The organism is Pseudomonas sp. REP124, assembly GCF_020164475.1.
Lineage (GTDB): Bacteria > Pseudomonadota > Gammaproteobacteria > Pseudomonadales > Pseudomonadaceae > Aquipseudomonas.
Map to the genome: position 1 here is coordinate 1 of NZ_JAIQWX010000071.1, position 18,260 is coordinate 18,260.

General features: G+C 53.0%; 13 protein-coding genes and 2 pseudogenes. 4 read left to right on the forward strand and 11 right to left on the reverse strand.

What is annotated here, in order from left to right:
* From K9857_RS17725 to K9857_RS17735, 3 genes and pseudogenes are all read right to left on the reverse strand, one after another.
* The coding region (locus tag K9857_RS17725; RefSeq protein ID WP_224537876.1) for an HNH endonuclease at positions 1 to 639 on the reverse strand (639 nt) is incomplete at its 3' end.
* 33 nt (positions 640 to 672) lie between these two features.
* A complete protein-coding gene (locus K9857_RS17730) occupies positions 673 to 1,812 on the reverse strand; it encodes a PD-(D/E)XK nuclease family protein (RefSeq protein WP_224537878.1) in 1,140 nt (379 codons plus the stop codon).
* A 314-nt stretch (positions 1,813 to 2,126) separates the two neighbouring features.
* Positions 2,127 to 2,729: pseudogene (locus K9857_RS17735) on the reverse strand (transposase); the annotation flags it as partial.
* A 287-nt stretch (positions 2,730 to 3,016) separates the two neighbouring features.
* On the opposite strand from K9857_RS17735, the gene K9857_RS17740 reads away from it, so the two are divergent.
* From K9857_RS17740 to K9857_RS17750, 3 genes are all read left to right on the forward strand, one after another.
* Complete coding sequence (locus K9857_RS17740; RefSeq protein WP_224537879.1) at positions 3,017 to 6,274, forward strand: SNF2-related protein; 3,258 nt, start codon at positions 3,017 to 3,019, stop codon at positions 6,272 to 6,274.
* Between the two features lie 518 nt (positions 6,275 to 6,792).
* Positions 6,793 to 7,404, forward strand: coding sequence for an SLATT domain-containing protein (locus K9857_RS17745; protein WP_224537881.1), 612 nt, complete (start codon positions 6,793 to 6,795; stop codon positions 7,402 to 7,404).
* Positions 7,401 to 8,684, forward strand: coding sequence for an SMODS domain-containing nucleotidyltransferase (locus tag K9857_RS17750; protein ID WP_224537883.1), 1,284 nt, complete (start codon positions 7,401 to 7,403; stop codon positions 8,682 to 8,684). Before K9857_RS17745 ends, K9857_RS17750 begins: the two co-directional genes overlap by 4 nt.
* A 469-nt stretch (positions 8,685 to 9,153) precedes the next feature.
* On the opposite strand, the gene K9857_RS17755 is transcribed toward K9857_RS17750, so the two are convergent.
* The 8 genes and pseudogenes from K9857_RS17755 to K9857_RS17790 form a co-directional block, all read right to left on the reverse strand.
* Positions 9,154 to 10,431 carry a Y-family DNA polymerase gene (locus K9857_RS17755; protein ID WP_224537885.1) on the reverse strand — a complete coding sequence of 426 codons (1,278 nt, stop codon included), beginning with the start codon at positions 10,429 to 10,431 and terminating at the stop codon, positions 9,154 to 9,156.
* Complete coding sequence (locus tag K9857_RS17760; protein ID WP_224537887.1) at positions 10,421 to 10,849, reverse strand: LexA family protein; 429 nt, start codon at positions 10,847 to 10,849, stop codon at positions 10,421 to 10,423. The genes K9857_RS17755 and K9857_RS17760 overlap by 11 nt, the downstream gene beginning before the upstream one ends.
* 202 nt (positions 10,850 to 11,051) lie before the next feature.
* A complete protein-coding gene (locus K9857_RS17765; protein WP_224537889.1) occupies positions 11,052 to 11,498 on the reverse strand; it encodes a hypothetical protein in 447 nt (148 codons plus the stop codon).
* Entirely contained in the window at positions 11,488 to 13,503 is a 2,016-nt protein-coding gene (locus tag K9857_RS17770) for a hypothetical protein (RefSeq protein WP_224537891.1), read from the reverse strand. Before K9857_RS17770 ends, K9857_RS17765 begins: the two co-directional genes overlap by 11 nt.
* Positions 13,500 to 15,236: a site-specific integrase gene (locus K9857_RS17775; protein WP_224537892.1), complete on the reverse strand. Its 1,737-nt coding sequence runs from the start codon at positions 15,234 to 15,236 to the stop codon at positions 13,500 to 13,502. Before K9857_RS17775 ends, K9857_RS17770 begins: the two co-directional genes overlap by 4 nt.
* Positions 15,229 to 16,542 carry a site-specific integrase gene (locus K9857_RS17780; RefSeq protein WP_224537894.1) on the reverse strand — a complete coding sequence of 438 codons (1,314 nt, stop codon included), beginning with the start codon at positions 16,540 to 16,542 and terminating at the stop codon, positions 15,229 to 15,231. The genes K9857_RS17775 and K9857_RS17780 overlap by 8 nt, the downstream gene beginning before the upstream one ends.
* Positions 16,543 to 16,599: 57 nt before the next feature.
* Positions 16,600 to 16,920 (reverse strand): annotated as a pseudogene (locus K9857_RS17785) (DNA polymerase V subunit UmuC); the annotation flags it as partial.
* The gene (locus K9857_RS17790) at positions 16,907 to 17,338 is read right to left on the reverse strand and encodes a LexA family protein (protein WP_224537897.1); all 432 of its coding nucleotides are present in this window, start codon (positions 17,336 to 17,338) and stop codon (positions 16,907 to 16,909) included. The gene K9857_RS17790 and the pseudogene K9857_RS17785, both read right to left, overlap by 14 nt.
* Positions 17,339 to 17,437: 99 nt before the next feature.
* On the opposite strand from K9857_RS17790, the gene K9857_RS17795 reads away from it, so the two are divergent.
* A complete protein-coding gene (locus K9857_RS17795; protein ID WP_224537899.1) occupies positions 17,438 to 18,166 on the forward strand; it encodes an SOS response-associated peptidase in 729 nt (242 codons plus the stop codon).
* The last annotated feature ends 94 nt before the right edge of the window (positions 18,167 to 18,260 follow it).

Here is an 18,260-nt window from a genome sequence, read left to right on the forward strand (position 1 = left end):
GTGAATGTCCGCCCTTAACAGAAGTCCATTCGATACAACGTTGGTATGAACACCCTTGTAAGGGTAAATGTGAGCGGCCTCAAGCACGGCAAGCAGGTTGCATCCTGTGATTGCACAGGTGCTGTCATAAGCGGCCATCAGCGCTTTGCGGAATGCGGGTTGCCCACGGCGACGGACAATGTCGGCGGTTACGCGCTTTCTGGCATCGGCTATGTCCTTAGGATCAAAAGTGACTGTTTGCTCAGCAGCCTCCTCAGCGTCTGCCAGTGCATGCTCGACCGGATTCGAAACTCGCCGAATAGAAACACCAAATCGGCTACCCGAGGATGCATCGGGGTAGATTTCCCAAATGCCATGCTGGACCGGGTCGTAAACCTCAAAGGCTCCTTTGCCGACCTTGAACAGCCTGTCGTAACGATTGCCCTGATCAGTCCTGCGCGGCTTTTCATTTTGTGTGTAGCCAGTCCGGGCAGATGAATTGACGGACAACATGTAGAGGTCTGCCAAGTTGTTGGTGTTGTACCCCGGGTCCCTGGTGAGGATCCAGTCTTCAACATCTTTTCGACTGGCGTTGCCCCCAAGCCCAACGACAGCCCCTAGGGCTTTTTCCCAAGTGCGAAGGTCTTCAAATTTGGCCAAACGTCATTTCCCCCTTGAATGCTGTGCCTGCGTTTAAGCGAATTTCTGATGAGCGCGTTGCCACAGTTCGTGCATGTCATCGATCAGGCTGACGGCCATTAACTCCCTCGTCTGCGGATCCCGGAGGAGAACCAAATCTTCATTGGTGGGCGTATGCAAGTTCACATTGATCTTGGGGAATTTCCAGAACAGGGTGCCTGAACTGCGAGTATTGGGCGCGATCAATCGACCCAGCGCCATCAGGCGCTCCCGATCCTCCGGGAACTGCTCACCGTTGCAGTAGTAGCCGCTGTAGAGACGATGATTCAGTTCGATGTACACGCCCCCCTTCATAAACGTGAAAGGGAAAGTGAGGCCGATGTACTTGCTGTTTTTGGCCTTTTTGTAATAAGCACAAACCGCCTCTTTCGTGGCCGAAATTTCAGGTTTGCCGAGTTGAGGATATTGGCGAGCTTGATACGCTGTCATGCGCTCCCAGATGTCGAGCTGTAGATCGGCCAGTACGGCGTTGAATGCATGGTTGATATCGGCGATCACGAAGAGGTTCTCGCCTAGCAGGATCTGTTCTTTCAGCTTGTTCATGTAGGTCTCGCTCTGGTCACTGGATGTCAGCTTCTGGAGTAGTTCGATGTACTGGAAAACGCTTTCTCGCACGCCGGGCTCTCGGGCAACCAGCGGGACACATTCCTTGAGCCAAGACACAATCTCAGCTTCATAGCTGAGGAGGATGACGGGCAAGGACTTGCGACTCTGCTCAGTGGGCTCGGAACCCTCCAGGGTGAGATAGGTGGTCCAGATTTCGGCGTAACCTTCCGCCTGCATTCGCTGGTGATAACGCCAGAGCTGCTCATCCTGATCGCCGGCGTAGATCTTGTTTTCGATGATCAATGCTTGCCCGGATAGGTTGCGGACCAGGATATCGATGTTCTGGTACTCGACCTCGACAGTCACACTCTCTGAGTCGAAGTTCTCGATGCCAAGTCGCTTCAACAGGAGATTCAGCAGAGCTGTTCCCTGATGGTGGGTAGCGTTGGGATCAAGCAGAAACGCAAGGAAGCGCGAGTGAAGCCGAACCTCGTCACTTGAGCTACGTAATACGGAGAAAAGATTGAAAGCTGGCGGGCGCTGATATCTTGCGCGCAGAAGCGCCACGGTTTGCAGAAAATCGTCCATGAGAGAGGGGTCCTAAATAATGCGGAGTGACTGCGCGTAGTATCAGGGAAATCGCACACAAAGGTAATGGCGATTTGACGCCGCTTATATCACGCAAGCATCAAGCCCTATGCCCCAACAACGTCTCCAACTCCCCAATCCGCGCCTGCAAACGCTCCTCAACAGAATAAAGGGAAGGAAATAAATCCGTCCTCTTTACTTACGCTCAGAACCTATTTCAACGTCCGCATTGGGTCGACTTCTGCCGCTCATGGGTAGGAAGCCTGCCGGTCAAATCTGATGCAAACGACTGGTCAAGTCGAATGCAAATGGGTGGTCAAGTCCATGCAATTACTCAGCGTTTCGGCCAGTGCCTCCTCATCAAGTGCTTCGAGGTACTCACGTACGGCGCGGGTACTGAGGGCCGCATAGCTCCAATTGACCGGTTCATAACCTGGTACACCGCGCTGCCGACTTGTATCCGCTTTGATGATGCTAGCGTCCACGGCAAAGCCTTCGCCTTGACCAGGCCGGCGTCCATGCAGCGAAGCAGCACTTCATTGAACAGCCAGCGAAACAGATCGCTGTCCCGAAAACGGCCGTGTCGATTTTTGGAAAAGGTCGAGTGATTGGGGACTTCATCTTCAAGGCTCAACCAGCAGAACCAGCGATACGCCAGGTTCAAATGAGCCTCTTAGCACAGCCGCCGCTCTGAGCGAATGCCGTAGCAATAGCCCACGATCAGCATGCGGATCATCAGTTCGGGATCAATTGAAGGACGCCCAATCGGGCTGTAGAAATCGGCAAGGTAACGGCGCAGGTCGCTTAGATCGAGACACTGATCAATGCTGCGCAGAAGGTGATTGGCTGGGATGTGATCTTCAAGGTTGAACGTGTAAAAAACGTCGCTCCTGCCCACTCGATGACTGTCCCATCATGCTGTGTGATCCACCCACCGGCCAATGCAGAGATTTTGCAGCAGGCCAGACAGGGGAGCTACTTTTCAACAGATTCGACCAGAAGCAGCCAGTGATGGCTCAGTCAGCTTGCCCTCACCCAGATTACGTCGTTGTGTGGCCCTGCAACGCGCTGCGATTCCGCTGACGCGATCAACATACTCTAAGGGTGCCAGTCAGCGCCCCCCCCTAAAACGGCCTCGTAGAGGCTGGGGTATTGCTCACAATCATCTAGGCTATGTAAACCTAGTACTGAGGTGCCATGGCCCATGATGCAGCGTTCCTTGTTTGAAGATGAGCCGATTCCGTTCGACGGAAATTTGCCCTCGCAGTCACGGATGCCACTGAACGAAGGGGAAAGGCACGTTCACTCCGTCCTTTTTCGAGATATTTGTAATCAATGGGATGCGCTGGTGGTTACTGGCTACAGTGGGCTGGAGCAGTTGATTCAGCTGATCACCGCTCGTGGTGAGCAGCCTGCTCCTCTGCGCATTATCCTAGGGTCTGAGCCGCTGGTGCTCCGTAATCAAAGGTTCAGCCTTAAAGGCAATGACTTCTCCGCTGAGGTTCGAAATTATTGGCTTGAACGTGGCATCTCACTGGTTTTATGTGGACAGGTATTGCGCTGCATCGAGTTGGTTCGCACTGGATGTGTCCGTGTCCGCTACTCAACCGGAGTTCGAAGGCTTCACGCAAAAGTGTATTCGTCAGCAGGAGCGGTAACTCTTGGATCGAGCAATTTCACCTCCCCTGGGCTGCATACCCAGCATGAAGCGAACGTGCGCTTCACCTCGGGTGAAAGGGCGCGGTTCGATGAAGCAAGAAGAGTGGCTGAATGTTTTTGGAGTCAAGGTAAAAATGCGGAGGATGAATTCATCGCGCTTTTGCAGCAGCTCCTGAGATTCGTAACCTGGCAGGAGGCGCTCAGTCGAGCTTGCGCGGAATTGCTGGAGAGTGAATGGGCCAATCACTACCTGCAATCGTTGATAGAAATGGATCCTCATGAGCTTTGGCCCTCGCAGCGGCAGGGTATTGGCCAAGCTTTATACCTTCTGGATACCGTCGGAGCTGTTCTGGTCGCAGATGCTACTGGGTCAGGCAAGACCCGCTTGGGTTCACATCTTCTCCGAGCTATGAATGACCGGAACTGGTCCTCTGCGCGGGCCCGGAAGGGCGGGATGTTGTTAATTTGTCCACCCTTGGTCAAGGATAACTGGGAGCGTGAAACCACCAAGTGTAGCTTTAGCATCGCTATTGCCTCTCATGGCCTACTGAGCAGGCAGAGTGAGCAGGACACCTCCATTTTGGGCATGCGCTTGTCCTCCGCGCAGACGCTAGCCGTTGATGAAGCGCACAATTTTCTCAACCACCTATCGAAGCGCACTCGGTTCCTAAAACACCACCTCGCGGACCAGGTCGTACTGTTCACTGCGACTCCAATTAATCGTACGCGGGCAGACCTGTTACGTTTGATCGATATTTTAGGCGCCGATAACTTCGACGACGAAGTGCTGGCAGTCTTCGAGCGATTGAACAAGCGCGGTGCAGGCGTAAGTGACATTCATGTTAATGATCTGGAGGCTCTCCGGGTCGGAATAGGCAGTTTCACGATGCGTCGTACAAAGAGCCAACTGAATGCGATGGTGGATCTTGATCCTGAGGCCTATCGGCTGCCCGGAGGACGCGTATGCCGATATCCTGAGCAGTTATCCGCGAGTTACACGCTGGACGAATCTCGGCGGGACAGAAAGCTCGCCTTGGAGATCCGTCTGCTGGCGCTCCAGCTCAAAGGAATTACACATTTTCAGAAACCGTTGGTGCTATCTGAGAGCTTGAGGCAAAACGGCATCACGCCAGAGGCATACCTGGATTTCCGATTGGATGCAGCGTCTTCCTCTGCGCTATTCCAGGTAATGTCGAGCTTGCGATCGTCCCGGTTAGCCTTATTCCGCCATATCGAAGGTGCGCACGCCGCATGCTGCCGAATGGGCTTGGAGTCGGAGTCAATAAAGGGAAAGGATGATGACGCCGGAAACATGGTCGACCGGATTGTCAGGCTCGGTGGTAAGGTCCCGGAAAACCAGCTGGGGATTTCCTTGCCTGGATGGCTCACAGATAGCTTGGAGCATCAGCGTGCCTGTGAAGAGGAATGCGCGATTTATCAGAAAATATTGACCCGTCTAGAGAAGATGAGTGGAAATCGAGAGAAACGCAAAGTTGACCTGCTAATAGATCTTCTTGATCGGCACCATCAAATTCTGGCTTTTGACCACTATCCTCTGACACTTCGGTACCTTGAGCACCTTATAGCTAATCGACCTGCTCCAAAAAAGGCGTTCCGGGTAGTTCTGGGCGTTGGGGGGGACCGACGCAGCCACGAACACATTCAGGCCCTACTGAGTCCAGAGGGAGAGTCAGTTGGCCGGCTGATTGTTTTGTGCAGTGATGCTTTGTCAGAGGGCGTGAATCTTCAGCGAGCATCGACGCTAGTCCATCTCGATATGCCCAGCGTGGTTCGCATAGCTGAGCAGCGGGTCGGTCGCATCGACCGCATGGACACTCGTCATACAAAAATTGAGTCTTGGTGGCCCAAAGACAGCGTGGAGTTCGCCCTTAGATCCGACGAGAAATTTTTCCGTCGGATTGATGAGGTGGATAGTTTGATTGGGGGGAATTTGTTGCTTCCGGAGGATTTTCGTACTCCGCTAGAGGTACGGGTCATCACCCGGGAGGAGTTGGAGGAGCAAATGCGAGCTCGTGAATCCATGTATTGGGATGGTATCGAGGATGCTTTCGCTCCGGTAAGGGCCCTTGTATCAGGCGATAATGCTCTGGTCGAAGCCGGTACCTATGATCAATACCGAGCTGAGACAAGCAAGGTTCTATCCCGTGTAACTGTCGTGCGAGCACTGAAGCCTTGGGTTTTCATTTGCCTTTGCGGAGAGCGGGCGCGCGCGCCGCGGTGGATTTTGATACCAGGTTTGAATGAGCAACCCATCATCGAGTTGCGCGCAATCGCCAACTATCTGCGCGATAGGCTGACGGATGATGTTCAGAGCCTCGATCCCAGCAAAACAGCGATGAACGAGTTGCAGAAATTTTTAGCCGGTCTCGCTGACGTTGAAAAGCTTCTTTTACCTAAGCGTAAGCAGCGCGCACTGAGCCAATTTCACTGGGCGGTGCAGCTTTGGTCTCGGGATAGAGAATGGATCAGTTCTACCGACCAGGCCGACCAGGTCAAGCAGCTGCTGGAGTTTTTTCTGGCGGGCTCAAGTGAACTGAGCCCGGACTGGGGGCAGCTGGCTGATATATGGCTCGAGCTGCTTCGTCCCAGAAGCGCGGAACTCCCACCCAAAAAAGGGCGCCGGGCGTCAATGGCCCGATTGCGCGACCTTGAACCAGGCTTAAAAAGTCAGCCGATAGCTGTAGATGTCTTGCTTAGGAAGCTCAATGGGGTTGACTTGCGGAAACGGTGGGAGGAGCGGATTGTGGCGTGCATTCTGGGGTTTGGACCGGTGAGTGTGTGATTGTGCTTTCTGTTGTTTTGGTTGTAAATGTAAGCGAGCTTTAGCCCATCTATATCGACCTTGCACAGTGAACCTACGCCTTGATCGACCCGTACTCCTATCTCAAGGATGAGCTCCTCCCGACGCAGCGCACGAGTGAAATTGCAGCGCTGCTGCCGCATCAGTGGCGTCCAGTTTAATAGTGAAAGACGGGGTGGCCGGAGGCTTACAATCAATCAATGCGAGGCTCCGGCGCCTAACTCTGGACGCTGAGTTACTTTGGTTGAAAGTGGGCGAGAATTTTCGACCATGGCCACCCTGGCTTTAGGATAATTGAATCTGAGCAGATGAGCGTGCAGAACTGGCTAGTTTTTTGAGTTCGAAGGCAACGGCGCCCGGCGTCGGAGTGCTGGCAATGTGATACTTTACACATTCTGTTTTTTACGGCTGTCATATCTCAGCGTTGAGCGATTGGGCTTCGCGATGGGGCGCTGGCATACCGTTGCTACCCGCTCAAGTAACCCTACCAAGGATGAACAATGGACAAACCCGAAGCACTCCGGCTGATCGCAGAAAAGGCGTATGACGTTGGGTACAGTGCGAAACTGCACTTCTCAACCTACGATATTGTTGAGAAGGCACCCGGCTGGATCGGGCTCGTCTCGTTAGTGGTTGGCGTGCTTTCGCTTTACATCGATGCATTCACTGCCAAGCACATTTCGGCAGTCATTACGATTCTTGGCATCTGCGGTTTGTACATTTCCTATTACTCAGATACGAAGAGCAGGTACTTCGAGGTTGGTCAGACCCTGACAGAACTTTTCGACCGCCTCAAAAGTATCGACGCTGAGTGCCGATCGGCGCCAGCCATCACCCCTGAACACGTCGAGGCGCTGGAAGCAGTAACTCGCTCTTTCAGATCGGTATGCCTGAGCAAACACATTCTTTTTTCGAGTTGGTTGGCCCATAAAAAATTCTTCTGGGAACAACAAACAGACTGGATCGCTAAGAGCCGTCCGTTCAGCCTGTTGAGGGACAAGATCCCTTTTTCTGCCTATCTGGCCTTAGCTATGGTGCTGTTGGGCTTCGCAGTATGGGCATTTTGCAACCCTGGTTTGTTTTCGATTACACAACGGATGTGCGGCAAATGAGCAAAGAGTTATTTGAGCAATTTCGCAGAAATTTAGCAGTCAAAAACGCCGACGAAATCTCGAAAAGCTATCGGCAGATCACTGAAAAGTTGAACAATAAATACTACGGCTATGAGTCATCCACCTTGCATTGCCGTCAGGTCGGTTCATACGGTCGACATACTGCTGTTGATGGTGTAAGTGACCTTGACATGGTGTTTCAGTTGCCCTGGGAGGTTTACGACCGTTTTCAGAAATACGAAAACAACAAGCAGTCCTCTCTGCTCGGAGAGATCAGACTTGCGTTGAAGGAAAAATTTCCTACACGAACTGTCAGAGCCCAGCAACAGGTCGTATCAATTGATTTCTCGGACTATATCGTAGAAGTGGTTCCTGCCTTCCAGAATGAGGATGGCAGCTATACCTACCCAGATGCGAATAATGGGGGAAGCTGGGAAGTTTGCAACCCCGTGGCCGAAATAGATGAAATCAACGACCTCCACAAACTAAAAAATCACAACCTGAAGCGGCTGTGCAAAATGGTTCGGGCATGGAAGAACGATCACGGGGTACCGATGAAAGGCATGCTCATCGATACCCTTTGCTACCAGTTCTTCAAGAACATGACAAAGTACGACGATAAAACGTATTCATCGTACGGCGAAATGACGAAAGACTTCTTCGCGTACATTGTCGCCATCGACCAGGAGAAAGAGGAGTGGCGAGCCCCTGGCAGCGGCTCTATCGTGACCAAGAATGGAAATTTCCACCCCAAAGCAAAAAAGGCATTGCGCCGTTTGCAAGAGGCACTGGACAACCCAGACTCGGCTCACGAAAAGTGGAGCACCGTGTTCGGCGAGCATTTCCCCGAATACATCGAGGAGGAGCAACGTAAAGCCATCGCCGAGAGCAAGCTTAAATATTTCGAAGAGTTTGCCGGCAAGAAATTCAGATTGGACATCCAGTACAGTTTGGAGGTCGATTGCACAGTCAAAAACGAGGGCGGGAGGCTCCGCGGCCTGATGGCTCGCGCTGGTGTATACAAGGTTCCCATCCATCGTGATCTGACGTTCTATATCAGCAAGATCGACGTACCGGGCGATTTTAAGCTGTATTGGAAAGTCAGGAATATTGGGAAAGAAGCTGTCTCAAGAGACATGCTTCGAGGCACCATCACTAGAGATAGCGGCAATCACCAAATCACGGAAAGAACAAGCTTCGAAGGAGATCACTTTGTCGAGTGCTTTGCTGTGAAAGAGAATGTCTGCGTGGCCCGGGGCAGGATCATCGTCCCGATTTAATCATTCCAGCAGCGGAAGGTCCCAGGTTGGCAATAGGCACCCCTACCTTGCGGTTACCAGCTTGTACCCGTTCAACTGGTAGTTTTTTTGTAACGGTTTGGCATTTCCGGTACCCAGCAGGGTTAATCCCTCCTGCTGGGTAATGGGGTACGCGACCTCGACCGCTGGACTGAGTCCACTGCTGCCCATTTACCGAAGCTTCAATCAAGCTCGCTCGCCTTGATGGCCCTTGATTCAGTAAATAAACGACACGAACCATCGAGTCCAATTCTTGACGGAGAATAGCCATCATCTGACTCGAAATAGTCGCTATGGCCAGAAGCTGCATGGCTCGTTGGTGGTAACTCGAACGACTGAGTATTTGCCTGGTGAAAATGGCTAAAGCTTCCACTCGAAAATTCCAGTTTCAGATTGGTTTCATGGCACAGTGGATTGTACGGCAGTGAGAATCCCTCGACCGCTGACACCTCTAATCGCAGCGCACCATCCAAAGTTCGTCCAGCTTGGTCGTATAAGATCGGCTCATCATTTCACGGCGCATTCCCCAGTCAGGCGATGCTGGAACACTGGCAGCCCGCAGTGTGCCCCGGCCCCATCTTCCGTTGATATTGTCCATGACCTGCATCAGCCGAACGCATTCTGTGGATTGTTTGGAGGCAAACAGATCCTCGGTGAACTCACCTGGCTGCCTCAGATCCATCAAAAGCACCTCAGCTTTGCTGTAACGGAAGCCGGGACGAAAGATTTTAGCCACTGCTTCGGTAGCCATTCGCGTCATGAGCAGGGTGTCACATGTCGGGTAAGGCAGTTCTACCATCACTCCCTGGGCGTAATGGGCCTCGTCGGAATTGAACATACCAGTGCGGATGCTCACTCGCACGCGCTTGCACATCGAACCTTGAGCTCGTAGTTTTTCCGCTGCGCGTCCAACGTAAGTGGCTACTGCCTGCTTGATCGGTTCAATCTCTGTGAGGCGTTTGCCAAATGCCCGACTGCAACAGATCTCTTGCTTTGGCTGCTCGACCTCTTCAACGTCCAAGCATGATATGCCTGCAAGTTCACGGGCGGTCTTCTCCACCACTACGCTGAATTTTTGCCGCAACATCTTTGGATCAGCTGTTGCCAAGTCCATAGCCCTCAGGATGCCCATGGATTCCAGGTGCGCAGTCATTCGCCTACCTATTCCCCAGACTTCCCTTACCGCGGTGTTACGCAAAACCCAGTCTCGCTTGAAAGGATCACAGATATCTACAACGCCTCCAGTTTGAGCCTGCAGGCGTTTGGCGGTGTGGTTGGCCAACTTGGCAAGGGTTTTAGTGAACGCGATTCCAACACCGACCGGTATGCTCGTGCAGCGTAATACGCGGGACCGAAGATCCCGGCCGAATGCCTCAAGGTTACCGGGCATACCACCCATGCTTAGCCAGATTTCGTCGATCGAGTACCGCTCCGAGGAGTCGACCGTAGATTCCAAAATGGTCATGACGCGTTCAGACATGTCGCCATACAAGGCGTAATTACTGGAAAACGGCACGATTCCGTGCTGCCTCAGTTTGTCTCGAATCTGGAAATATGGTTCGCCCATTTTTATGAACGGTTTCGCATCGTAGGATCGGGCTATCACACACCCGTCGTTGTTGCTGAGAACTACGATCGGAGTCTTGGCCAGATCTGGTCTAAAGACGCGCTCACAGCTCGCATAGAACGAGTTGCAATCGACCAGCGCAAACACTTTCTCACTGTGCATGATCGCGCACACTGAAGCGGACCACTCCCCAAACTAGAAAGTCGTCACCTTCAAGAATGAATCTGGCGGGATACGCTGGGTTTTCCGACTTGAGAATTACCACCCCGCCCCGGCGATGCAACCGCTTGCATACCGGCTCATTGTTCACTGCGGCAATGATGATATCGCCATGCTCAGCGTCGCGGCCTCGATCCACGATGACGACATCACCCGAAAAAATGCCGGCGCCCTGCATGCTGTCGCCTTCCACTTTGACCAAATAGACATGGGGGGCTCGCAGATCGAACAGCTCATCAAGAGAGATAATTTTCTCTAAGTGATCGGATGCCGGGGATGGAAAGCCGGCCGGCACACGAAAGGAGTGAGAAGGAACCATTGTAGCGCCGCCAGTCGGCGTGCCTAAGAAGGTGATGGTCATAATATAAAGCTCAGAGAAAACTGTATATACATACAGTTAACCTTTGATTCATTGGCCGGTCAATCCCGGCCAATGGCAATTCCATCGGGTGGAATTAAATTTTTCTGCGGCCACGCGGATCTACAGGTAAGACATTTGAGGCAGGCAATTGCCGCTCCAGATCGGCAATGCCCAGGCGACTAGCTGCATGCGCGCTGTTATCTCAAAGCTTTCTCGGCCCGCGCGGATCCAACGAAATTATATTTGACGCAGGCAACTGCCGCTCAAGCTCAGCGATACGCTCATACAGCTCAATGATTTTCGCATCTGCTTCGCTCAATAAGCTTGCGAGATGGTCGCGCTGCCGGGCAACTTGCTCAATCCGATCACGCAGGGCGCGGCTTTTCTGGCGGGCGAGAAGATTTACCTTGTTCAACGAAGGAGGTCGCTCCTCCGCATGTTGTTCCACGTAGGTTTTTATCTCTGCGATGAGACTCGGGAAACGAGATTTCTTAAGCGCCGACGGATCGCTCCCGGCCTCTTTGGCAACGTTGTTCTGAGTGACCGGTGTCCCCTTTGGTAGAAGCCGTGGCCTATTGAGTTTCAAGCGCTCAAAAGCATCACGATATTGATCAGCCGCGCTGCGGCGAGCAGGGAGTTCAACGTCCATTTGCGCGCTCTACGACACGACGAAAGCTCTCTACACTTCGCTGTTGAGCCATCAATGATTCCATTAGCGGACTCCCATCCTGAGCAGTAGCAAGCCGCTCTCTAAGTACATGTTCAAGATCATCTACCGCGCCCAATCGTTCTGAGTCATACAGCACATCAGGGCAAGGTTTTGCATCCACTGAATCACCGCCCCCGCAATGGGCAATGTTGTCAATTCCGCCGTACGGGCAAGGCTCGCGACTCGAACAAACGCCAAGAATGATCGGGCGACAGGCGACCGCGCCTTTCCTTGCCAAACCAATCATCTTCTTCGCATCCTCTGGCGAAATCAGCCGAACGATCTCAGCCTTTCGTCTGTCTCCATGGGGACTGACAAAACGCTCGCTCGTAAGCTGCTGTAATTCTCTTCCAAGCGTCTCGTACATTGTGCGAACGTATAGAGTGTGAGCATTCTCTTCTAGACGCAGGTGCGAGTGATTTTGTCCGTAGTAAAGGCTCATCGCTCGAGTGACGTGCTTGAGCTGGTACTGAAGCGAAGCATCACTTACGAGCCCGGAAGCTTGCATGTTTACTGCCCCGGTTCTACGCAACTGATGCCACGCCAACGGCCATACAGCGCCCACTTGATACTCCTCCGGCAATGTAGGGGTAGCTAGCCGGGCCAATTTCAAATCCTCAGTCGTGATACGCAAGCGTTCTAAGTCAAAGAGCTTCCCGTGCCCCAATAGGTCGTAATATGACTGAATGCTCGGTCTAAGTGAGTGTTTGCCTTTATTGCGTGGGGTCCAAGGCTCGTAAGAAAAATCGGTCAAGTAACGCCCGGCGAGATCTCTCGGAGAATTGTGAGGTGCGTATAGTGAGCGAAATAGAGAAATGACCTCCATCGCCTTCACGGCGACCGTCGCAGATGGGGATGTGACCCAAAGGGCGTCGCTATCAGAGAGCGTTTTTGTCGTCTGCCCACGTAACAAAAAAATGTCGCCGAAGCTCCTGTCGTGCTCGACGTCAAGGCACCCGGCTCGAAGATTCCATGCTTCCTCGACCCGCATAAGACTGAAGTTAAGGATGTAAGCTAATCCCGCGCCGTTGACCAGCTTAAGATAGATAGTCAGCGCTCTTACTTGCAAGTCGCCACTTCGATCAACCCAACGTTCAAGTAGCTCAAAGATGCCGAAGCGTTTCGCGGTATCTACAAACGCGCCCAGAAAACGAAGCCCCGTTTTAGAACCCGATAACTGATGATGATGGCCGCTAAAAGGCGAGGCGTATAAGCACGCCATTCTCTCCGAAACCCTCTGGTTATGTTCGTAAGCCGCGAAGCAGAACCGGTAACAAGCTTCAACCTGTTCTCGATGGGATAGGAAGTCATCAAGGCACTCTCGCAGCCTAGTAACTTGATAGCGCCAAATACGTGGAGGAATGTAAGGTGTTTGAGCAGTATGATGAGTTGGAAAAAGCGCAGCCAGACGGGTTAGGGAGCCTGAATCCAGCAACGTAAACCCTACTGCATCCCTAGACGCGTAAAGCTCATGCATTAACGACAGAAACTCGGTTTTTCTTGAGGTACGAACAAAGGCAGGGATCCGTTCGCATACGCGTGGAAAGTGGCTTAATTCGCTGGCAAGTATTCCTGCCTCTTCGCAAAGAATAAACAGCCGCCGCATCTGATCGAAACGCGTTTTAAGGGATCTGTAGCCACGAGCGCCGTACGGCCCGTATAGCCACCAGCCAGTGATGACTCGAAGTAAATTTGCGTTCTTCGAGCTAATTGGCGCCGCTGATTTTTTAACTGGCCCATCACCAAAATTCAGGGTCACTGCCTTCTTGGCCCATGGATCAAGCCTCCAAATTGGATCGCCCCAGCGGCTTACTACGTTGCCCTGCGCATCAATTACGACGGGCCAATCTGGTGGCGGAGGCCAGCTCTCCGGGCGGTAATTAGACGCCCCAGGAACTGCCAAAGGCGACTCGATAGATAGCCCTAACGTCGTGAGCATATTCATAGGGAAGGTTCCGCTGTAACTTCCGCGAGCCGAATAAATCCGTCCCAAGCTGGGTGATAGCTCTCCTCAGCTATGCGAGCCAGTGCCTCTTCCACCCAAAGCCGACGCACCTCGCTGCTTTCTTGAAAGAACCGTAGCTTCGCACTCAGACGCTCGATCGCAAGCCTCGCTGGATGGTCAGACTCGCCAGACCTATCCGTGCAAGCTGGACGATATCTAATTAGCTCCAAGCTCTTGAGCACTCGCAAACTACTCAGGGACCAGACGTGATCCTCGCTTTCAATATCCCGATGATTGACGCAGAAAAGGCACCCTGCAGCGTTAATACAATCGGGATCAGGAGCATTAGTCGGAGCATCTACAACGGTTTCTGGTATGGGCTTCACACAATTACCTGGAGCTGGTGAGCAAACGGCGGGATCTGCTTGCCGATGAAATCGAGTGATTTCAATCATCGCAATTTGCGGATTGGGCTCGGCGTACACACGGATTAAAGTTTCAGCGGTGTGCTGGGCGATTTCCGCCACCAGCTCGGGGCGTTGCGACTCACGTAACAGCCAATTAATACGCGCACCCCGGAGCTTACGAGGCCGAACGAGTCGAATACTTGAATATGTGCAGAGGCGCGCGATGGCTGTGAACTGGGGAGCTTCTAAAGCGAGACGTCCCCCAAGACGGACGAAAGGGAAAAGAAGTCCCTCTAGATCGTCTGGAAACCACGTGTTTCGCCACTCGATGTAGCGTTCGAACCACTGCTTGTAGCTTGAGAAAACTTCAAACAGCACTTCACCCTGACGGCGCTTTTTGTAAGACCTGACTTGGTAACCGTCAAGATGACTCGTGTAATGGTATTGATCGATCCGAAGCTGATGCGCCTGCGACAAATTCATGCCAGTTTGTGCGATGAACATAAGCAGCTCGGCTTCAATTCGTAGATTCACTGCCGGGTATCGAGTCTCGATTGAAACGTCAGAGTTCCGAAGTTCGCGGTTTCGAAGGATGTCCGCAATCTGGAATTTGGTTTGAGGTCGAATCCGTCGTGACGCTTCCTTCTCTGTATCGCGCAGGCGGCACCAGATAGGTAGCGTCGCACCCGACCGCAATTCCACTTGGATGGGAAGTGACCCCGTCACGGCTTCATAGGTAAGGGCCATACAGAGGTCGGCAATGAACTGCCCGAATAAAAAGCTCTCTTCTAAGCTTTGCTTACCAGTGCTCCCATTACCTGCCCTTCCGTTGCCTCTTGGTTTGCGAATTCGGGTGCTGTAAAGAAGCGTCGAGCCTCGCCCCAGAACTCGGTCGAGCATTGTCGCGGTTAAACTTGCCGTGTCGTATAACGATCCGGCGGTTAGATATCCTTCCACGCGGTGACGCTGTAGAAGATGCTCAGCCCACCCCAGGTATGCTTCCGTGACCGAATCAACACTCAACCGATGCCCGCATTGATCCACCCACTGAAAAAACTTCCTCAACGCAACGATCTTGTTATTCGCCGAAAAGCGGCTTCCTCCGCCGGCAAGGTCATCGGTCAAACAATCATGGAGTGCTTTCACAAGCTCCGACCGCTCCAATAAAGGATCACCGAAAGCCCCTGATGTGATTTCAATGTGTACAGTTTTCACTTTTGACCCAGCACCACCGCTGTATAAAAGCGGTGTCAGATCCCAGGGTTTCTCGTTTTTCCCGTACTCAAGCATTGGAAACGTCAGGTCTAAAGACGTTAGGTTACTCATTGCTCGCTCCCTGCATCGAAGCAATTCCTGTAAACGCAGTCATGAAGCTGTTCGCGATGGCCTGCTTAGCGGGTGCGGCCTGCACAAACTTGATGTATTTGAAGGTGGTGGCCTCCGAGTTTCGACCATGAAGCAATGCGTTGCTGACTGTCGCAATCACTATTGCCACATCAGAGCAATTTCCTAAAGCGAGCCTAGCTAGCTCAGTTCCAAAGGTGCATCGGGATTGGTGGAAGCGAAATTTCCAGAGTGCTTTGATGCCTGACGCGATGCCTAATTTTCTAAGCGATGACATCTCAACGTTTATGGCCGACGACTGATCACTGTTGCGACGTCCGAAAGGGTTTCCGAAACGTGTCAAGAACACTAGGTCTTGATGCTCGCCAGCAGCAGATGCCTCACGAGTCAACCTGCGAAGACCCTTGGCGTACTCCAAGACTTCTGAACACAAAGCCTCGGGAATCCATACCTGCCCAGTTACTCCAAATTTGGTATGCACGGGCGGGGACACACCTGGCCCTACGGATATCAGAAGCAGACCTTTAGCCGAGGCATCATGCAGGGCACGCTCCAATGTACCGATACGAAGGTCGCAGATCGTTCCCAGTCGCATACCCGTAAAGAAACCTAGAGCCAACATCAGATAAAGCTCGGGTGAAGCGTTCTGTTTTGCGAAATCAAGAATGACGTCTCGATCAACCGCAGACACAGGAAGTAGCCCACCTTCCAAAGTGACTCCAATGCGCTTTCGGTTTGGAATACCGAGATCAGTGGTGGTGCCGGCCAATGTTCGTTCGAAGCCAACGTGGTCAAAGTATTTGATGAAATAACGCTTGTCTTTCCACAGCGGCAATAGCGGGTTTAAAAGACCACGCCTCCTAACCCACCTGTAGAAACTGATGCAGTTACGCATGTACTCAGAAGCGGTGGCAGGACTGATATGACCAGCATCACGGGCCTTGATAAGCGCACCACGGTACTGAACAAGACATCGATCAGCCTTTCGAGTCGGAAACTCAAACCACTGAAGCCTGCGACTCTCCAAAAACTTCGCGTAGTTCAATAGCCCATTCAGGTTGCTAGAAACGGTCTTAAGGAGTGTCTCACCATTCGTGACTCTCTCCATGGCCCAGAGATTGGCTTCTCTCCATGGAAAGCCGTCTTCCCAGAATATTTGCGGCAATCCTTCGATCACTACACGGGAGCTATTCAGCGAGAAGGTAATCAGGCGGTCTTTGACAGAAAGGTCATGCGGACTGAAGTGAATGTGTTCAACGGTAGCCAAGGGATATCTCTGTAAGAACAAGCGTCAATGTCCATGGGTGCCCTATTTGCTTTGGGCGTCCACAGTATGCAATTTATTCTTATCGATGCTGTAGACCTCCAGCGCCGGCACCATCGACTCGATGATGGTCATGACACGCTCACTCATGTCGCCGTACAACGCGTAGTTGCTGCTGAACGCCACGACACCGTTGCGGCGCAAATGCTCTTTGATCTGGAAATAAGGCTGGCCCATCTTCACGAAAGGCTTCGCATCGTAGGACCTGGCGATGACGCAGCCATCGTTGTTCGACAACACCACGATGGGCGTCTTCGCAAGATCCGGCCGAAAGACCCGCTCGCAGCTTGCGTAGAAGCTGTTGCAGTCAATCAGCGCGAACACCGGTTCAGTCTTTGCCATGGTCACGAACGCTGTAACTGACAACGCCCCAGATCGACAGCTCGTCGCCTTCCATGATGTAACGCGGCGGATAGGCCGGATTTTCCGACTGCAGCACCACGACGCCATCACGCTGGTACAGCCGTTTGCACACCGGATCGGTATTGAGCGATGCGATGACGATGTCGCCGTGCCGCGCTTCCTTGCTGCGATCGACAATGGCGATGTCCCCGGAATGAATGCCCGCACCGCGCATGCTGTCGCCCTCGATGTGGACCAGATAGACATGCGGCGCGCGGATGTCGAACAGCTCATCGAGGGAGATGTGCTTTTCGATGTGGTCAGCCGCGGGGGACGGGAAACCGGCCGCCACATGGCAGGAAAAAAACGGCAACTTATCGCCGCCTGACAACAACGGGCCAAGGATCGTAACGCTCATCTGGCAAGCCTTGTAGGAATTAACTGTATAGATATACAGTTAACAATCTGTACTGCTCGCGGTCAATCTCGCGGGTGAAGAATGCGACGAGGGGACAGTATGTGCGGGCGCTACTCGATCTATGAGTCCATGGATTACTACCTCAAGGAACTGGCCACCAAACAGCCCGTGATCAACGGCTACGACCTGTGGCCGATCGAGCGCTACAACGTCGCGCCGACCCATCGCGTCGAAATCATCCGGTCGGTCGAAGGCGGACTGAGCGTCGACAAGGTGAAATGGGGATGGTCGCCGGCCTGGGCGAAGGCAAATCCAGTGCTGCCCATTCTGGCCAGGGTCGAGACGATGGCGAGCAACCGGTTCTTCAAGGATCTATGGCCACAGGGCCGTGCGCTGGTCCCTGCCAACGGCTGGTTCGAGTGGGTGGAAGATCCGTCTGATCCCAAGCGAAAGCAGCCGTACTACTTCACGCTGAAAGATCAGACCCCGATGTTCTACGCAGGCCTCGCTCAGGTGCGCCCCGCCGGCGAACCCGATGATGGCGATGGTTTCGTGGTCATCACGACTGCCAGCGACGGCAGGATGCTGGACATCCATGAACGTCGGCCGGTGGTCCTGGCACCTGAACAGGCGCGGGAGTGGATAGATCCGAATACTTCTTCGCAGCGTGCACGGCACATTGCGCAGCAGCACTGCCGGCCAGTGCAGGACTTCGACTGGTACAAGGTGGCAAAGGCAGTGAGTAATGTGCGCAATGAGGGCCGGGAAATGCTTGATGCCGTTTGCGAGCAATCGAATCGCACAGGGCAAATGGATTTGGATTTCTGAGGCGCGGCCTCAGGGATTAAGGCCGGATACGCATCCGAACGCCCTCCCCACTTGCACCCGTCCCCCGCAAACTGTGAGGATACCCACCTTCTCT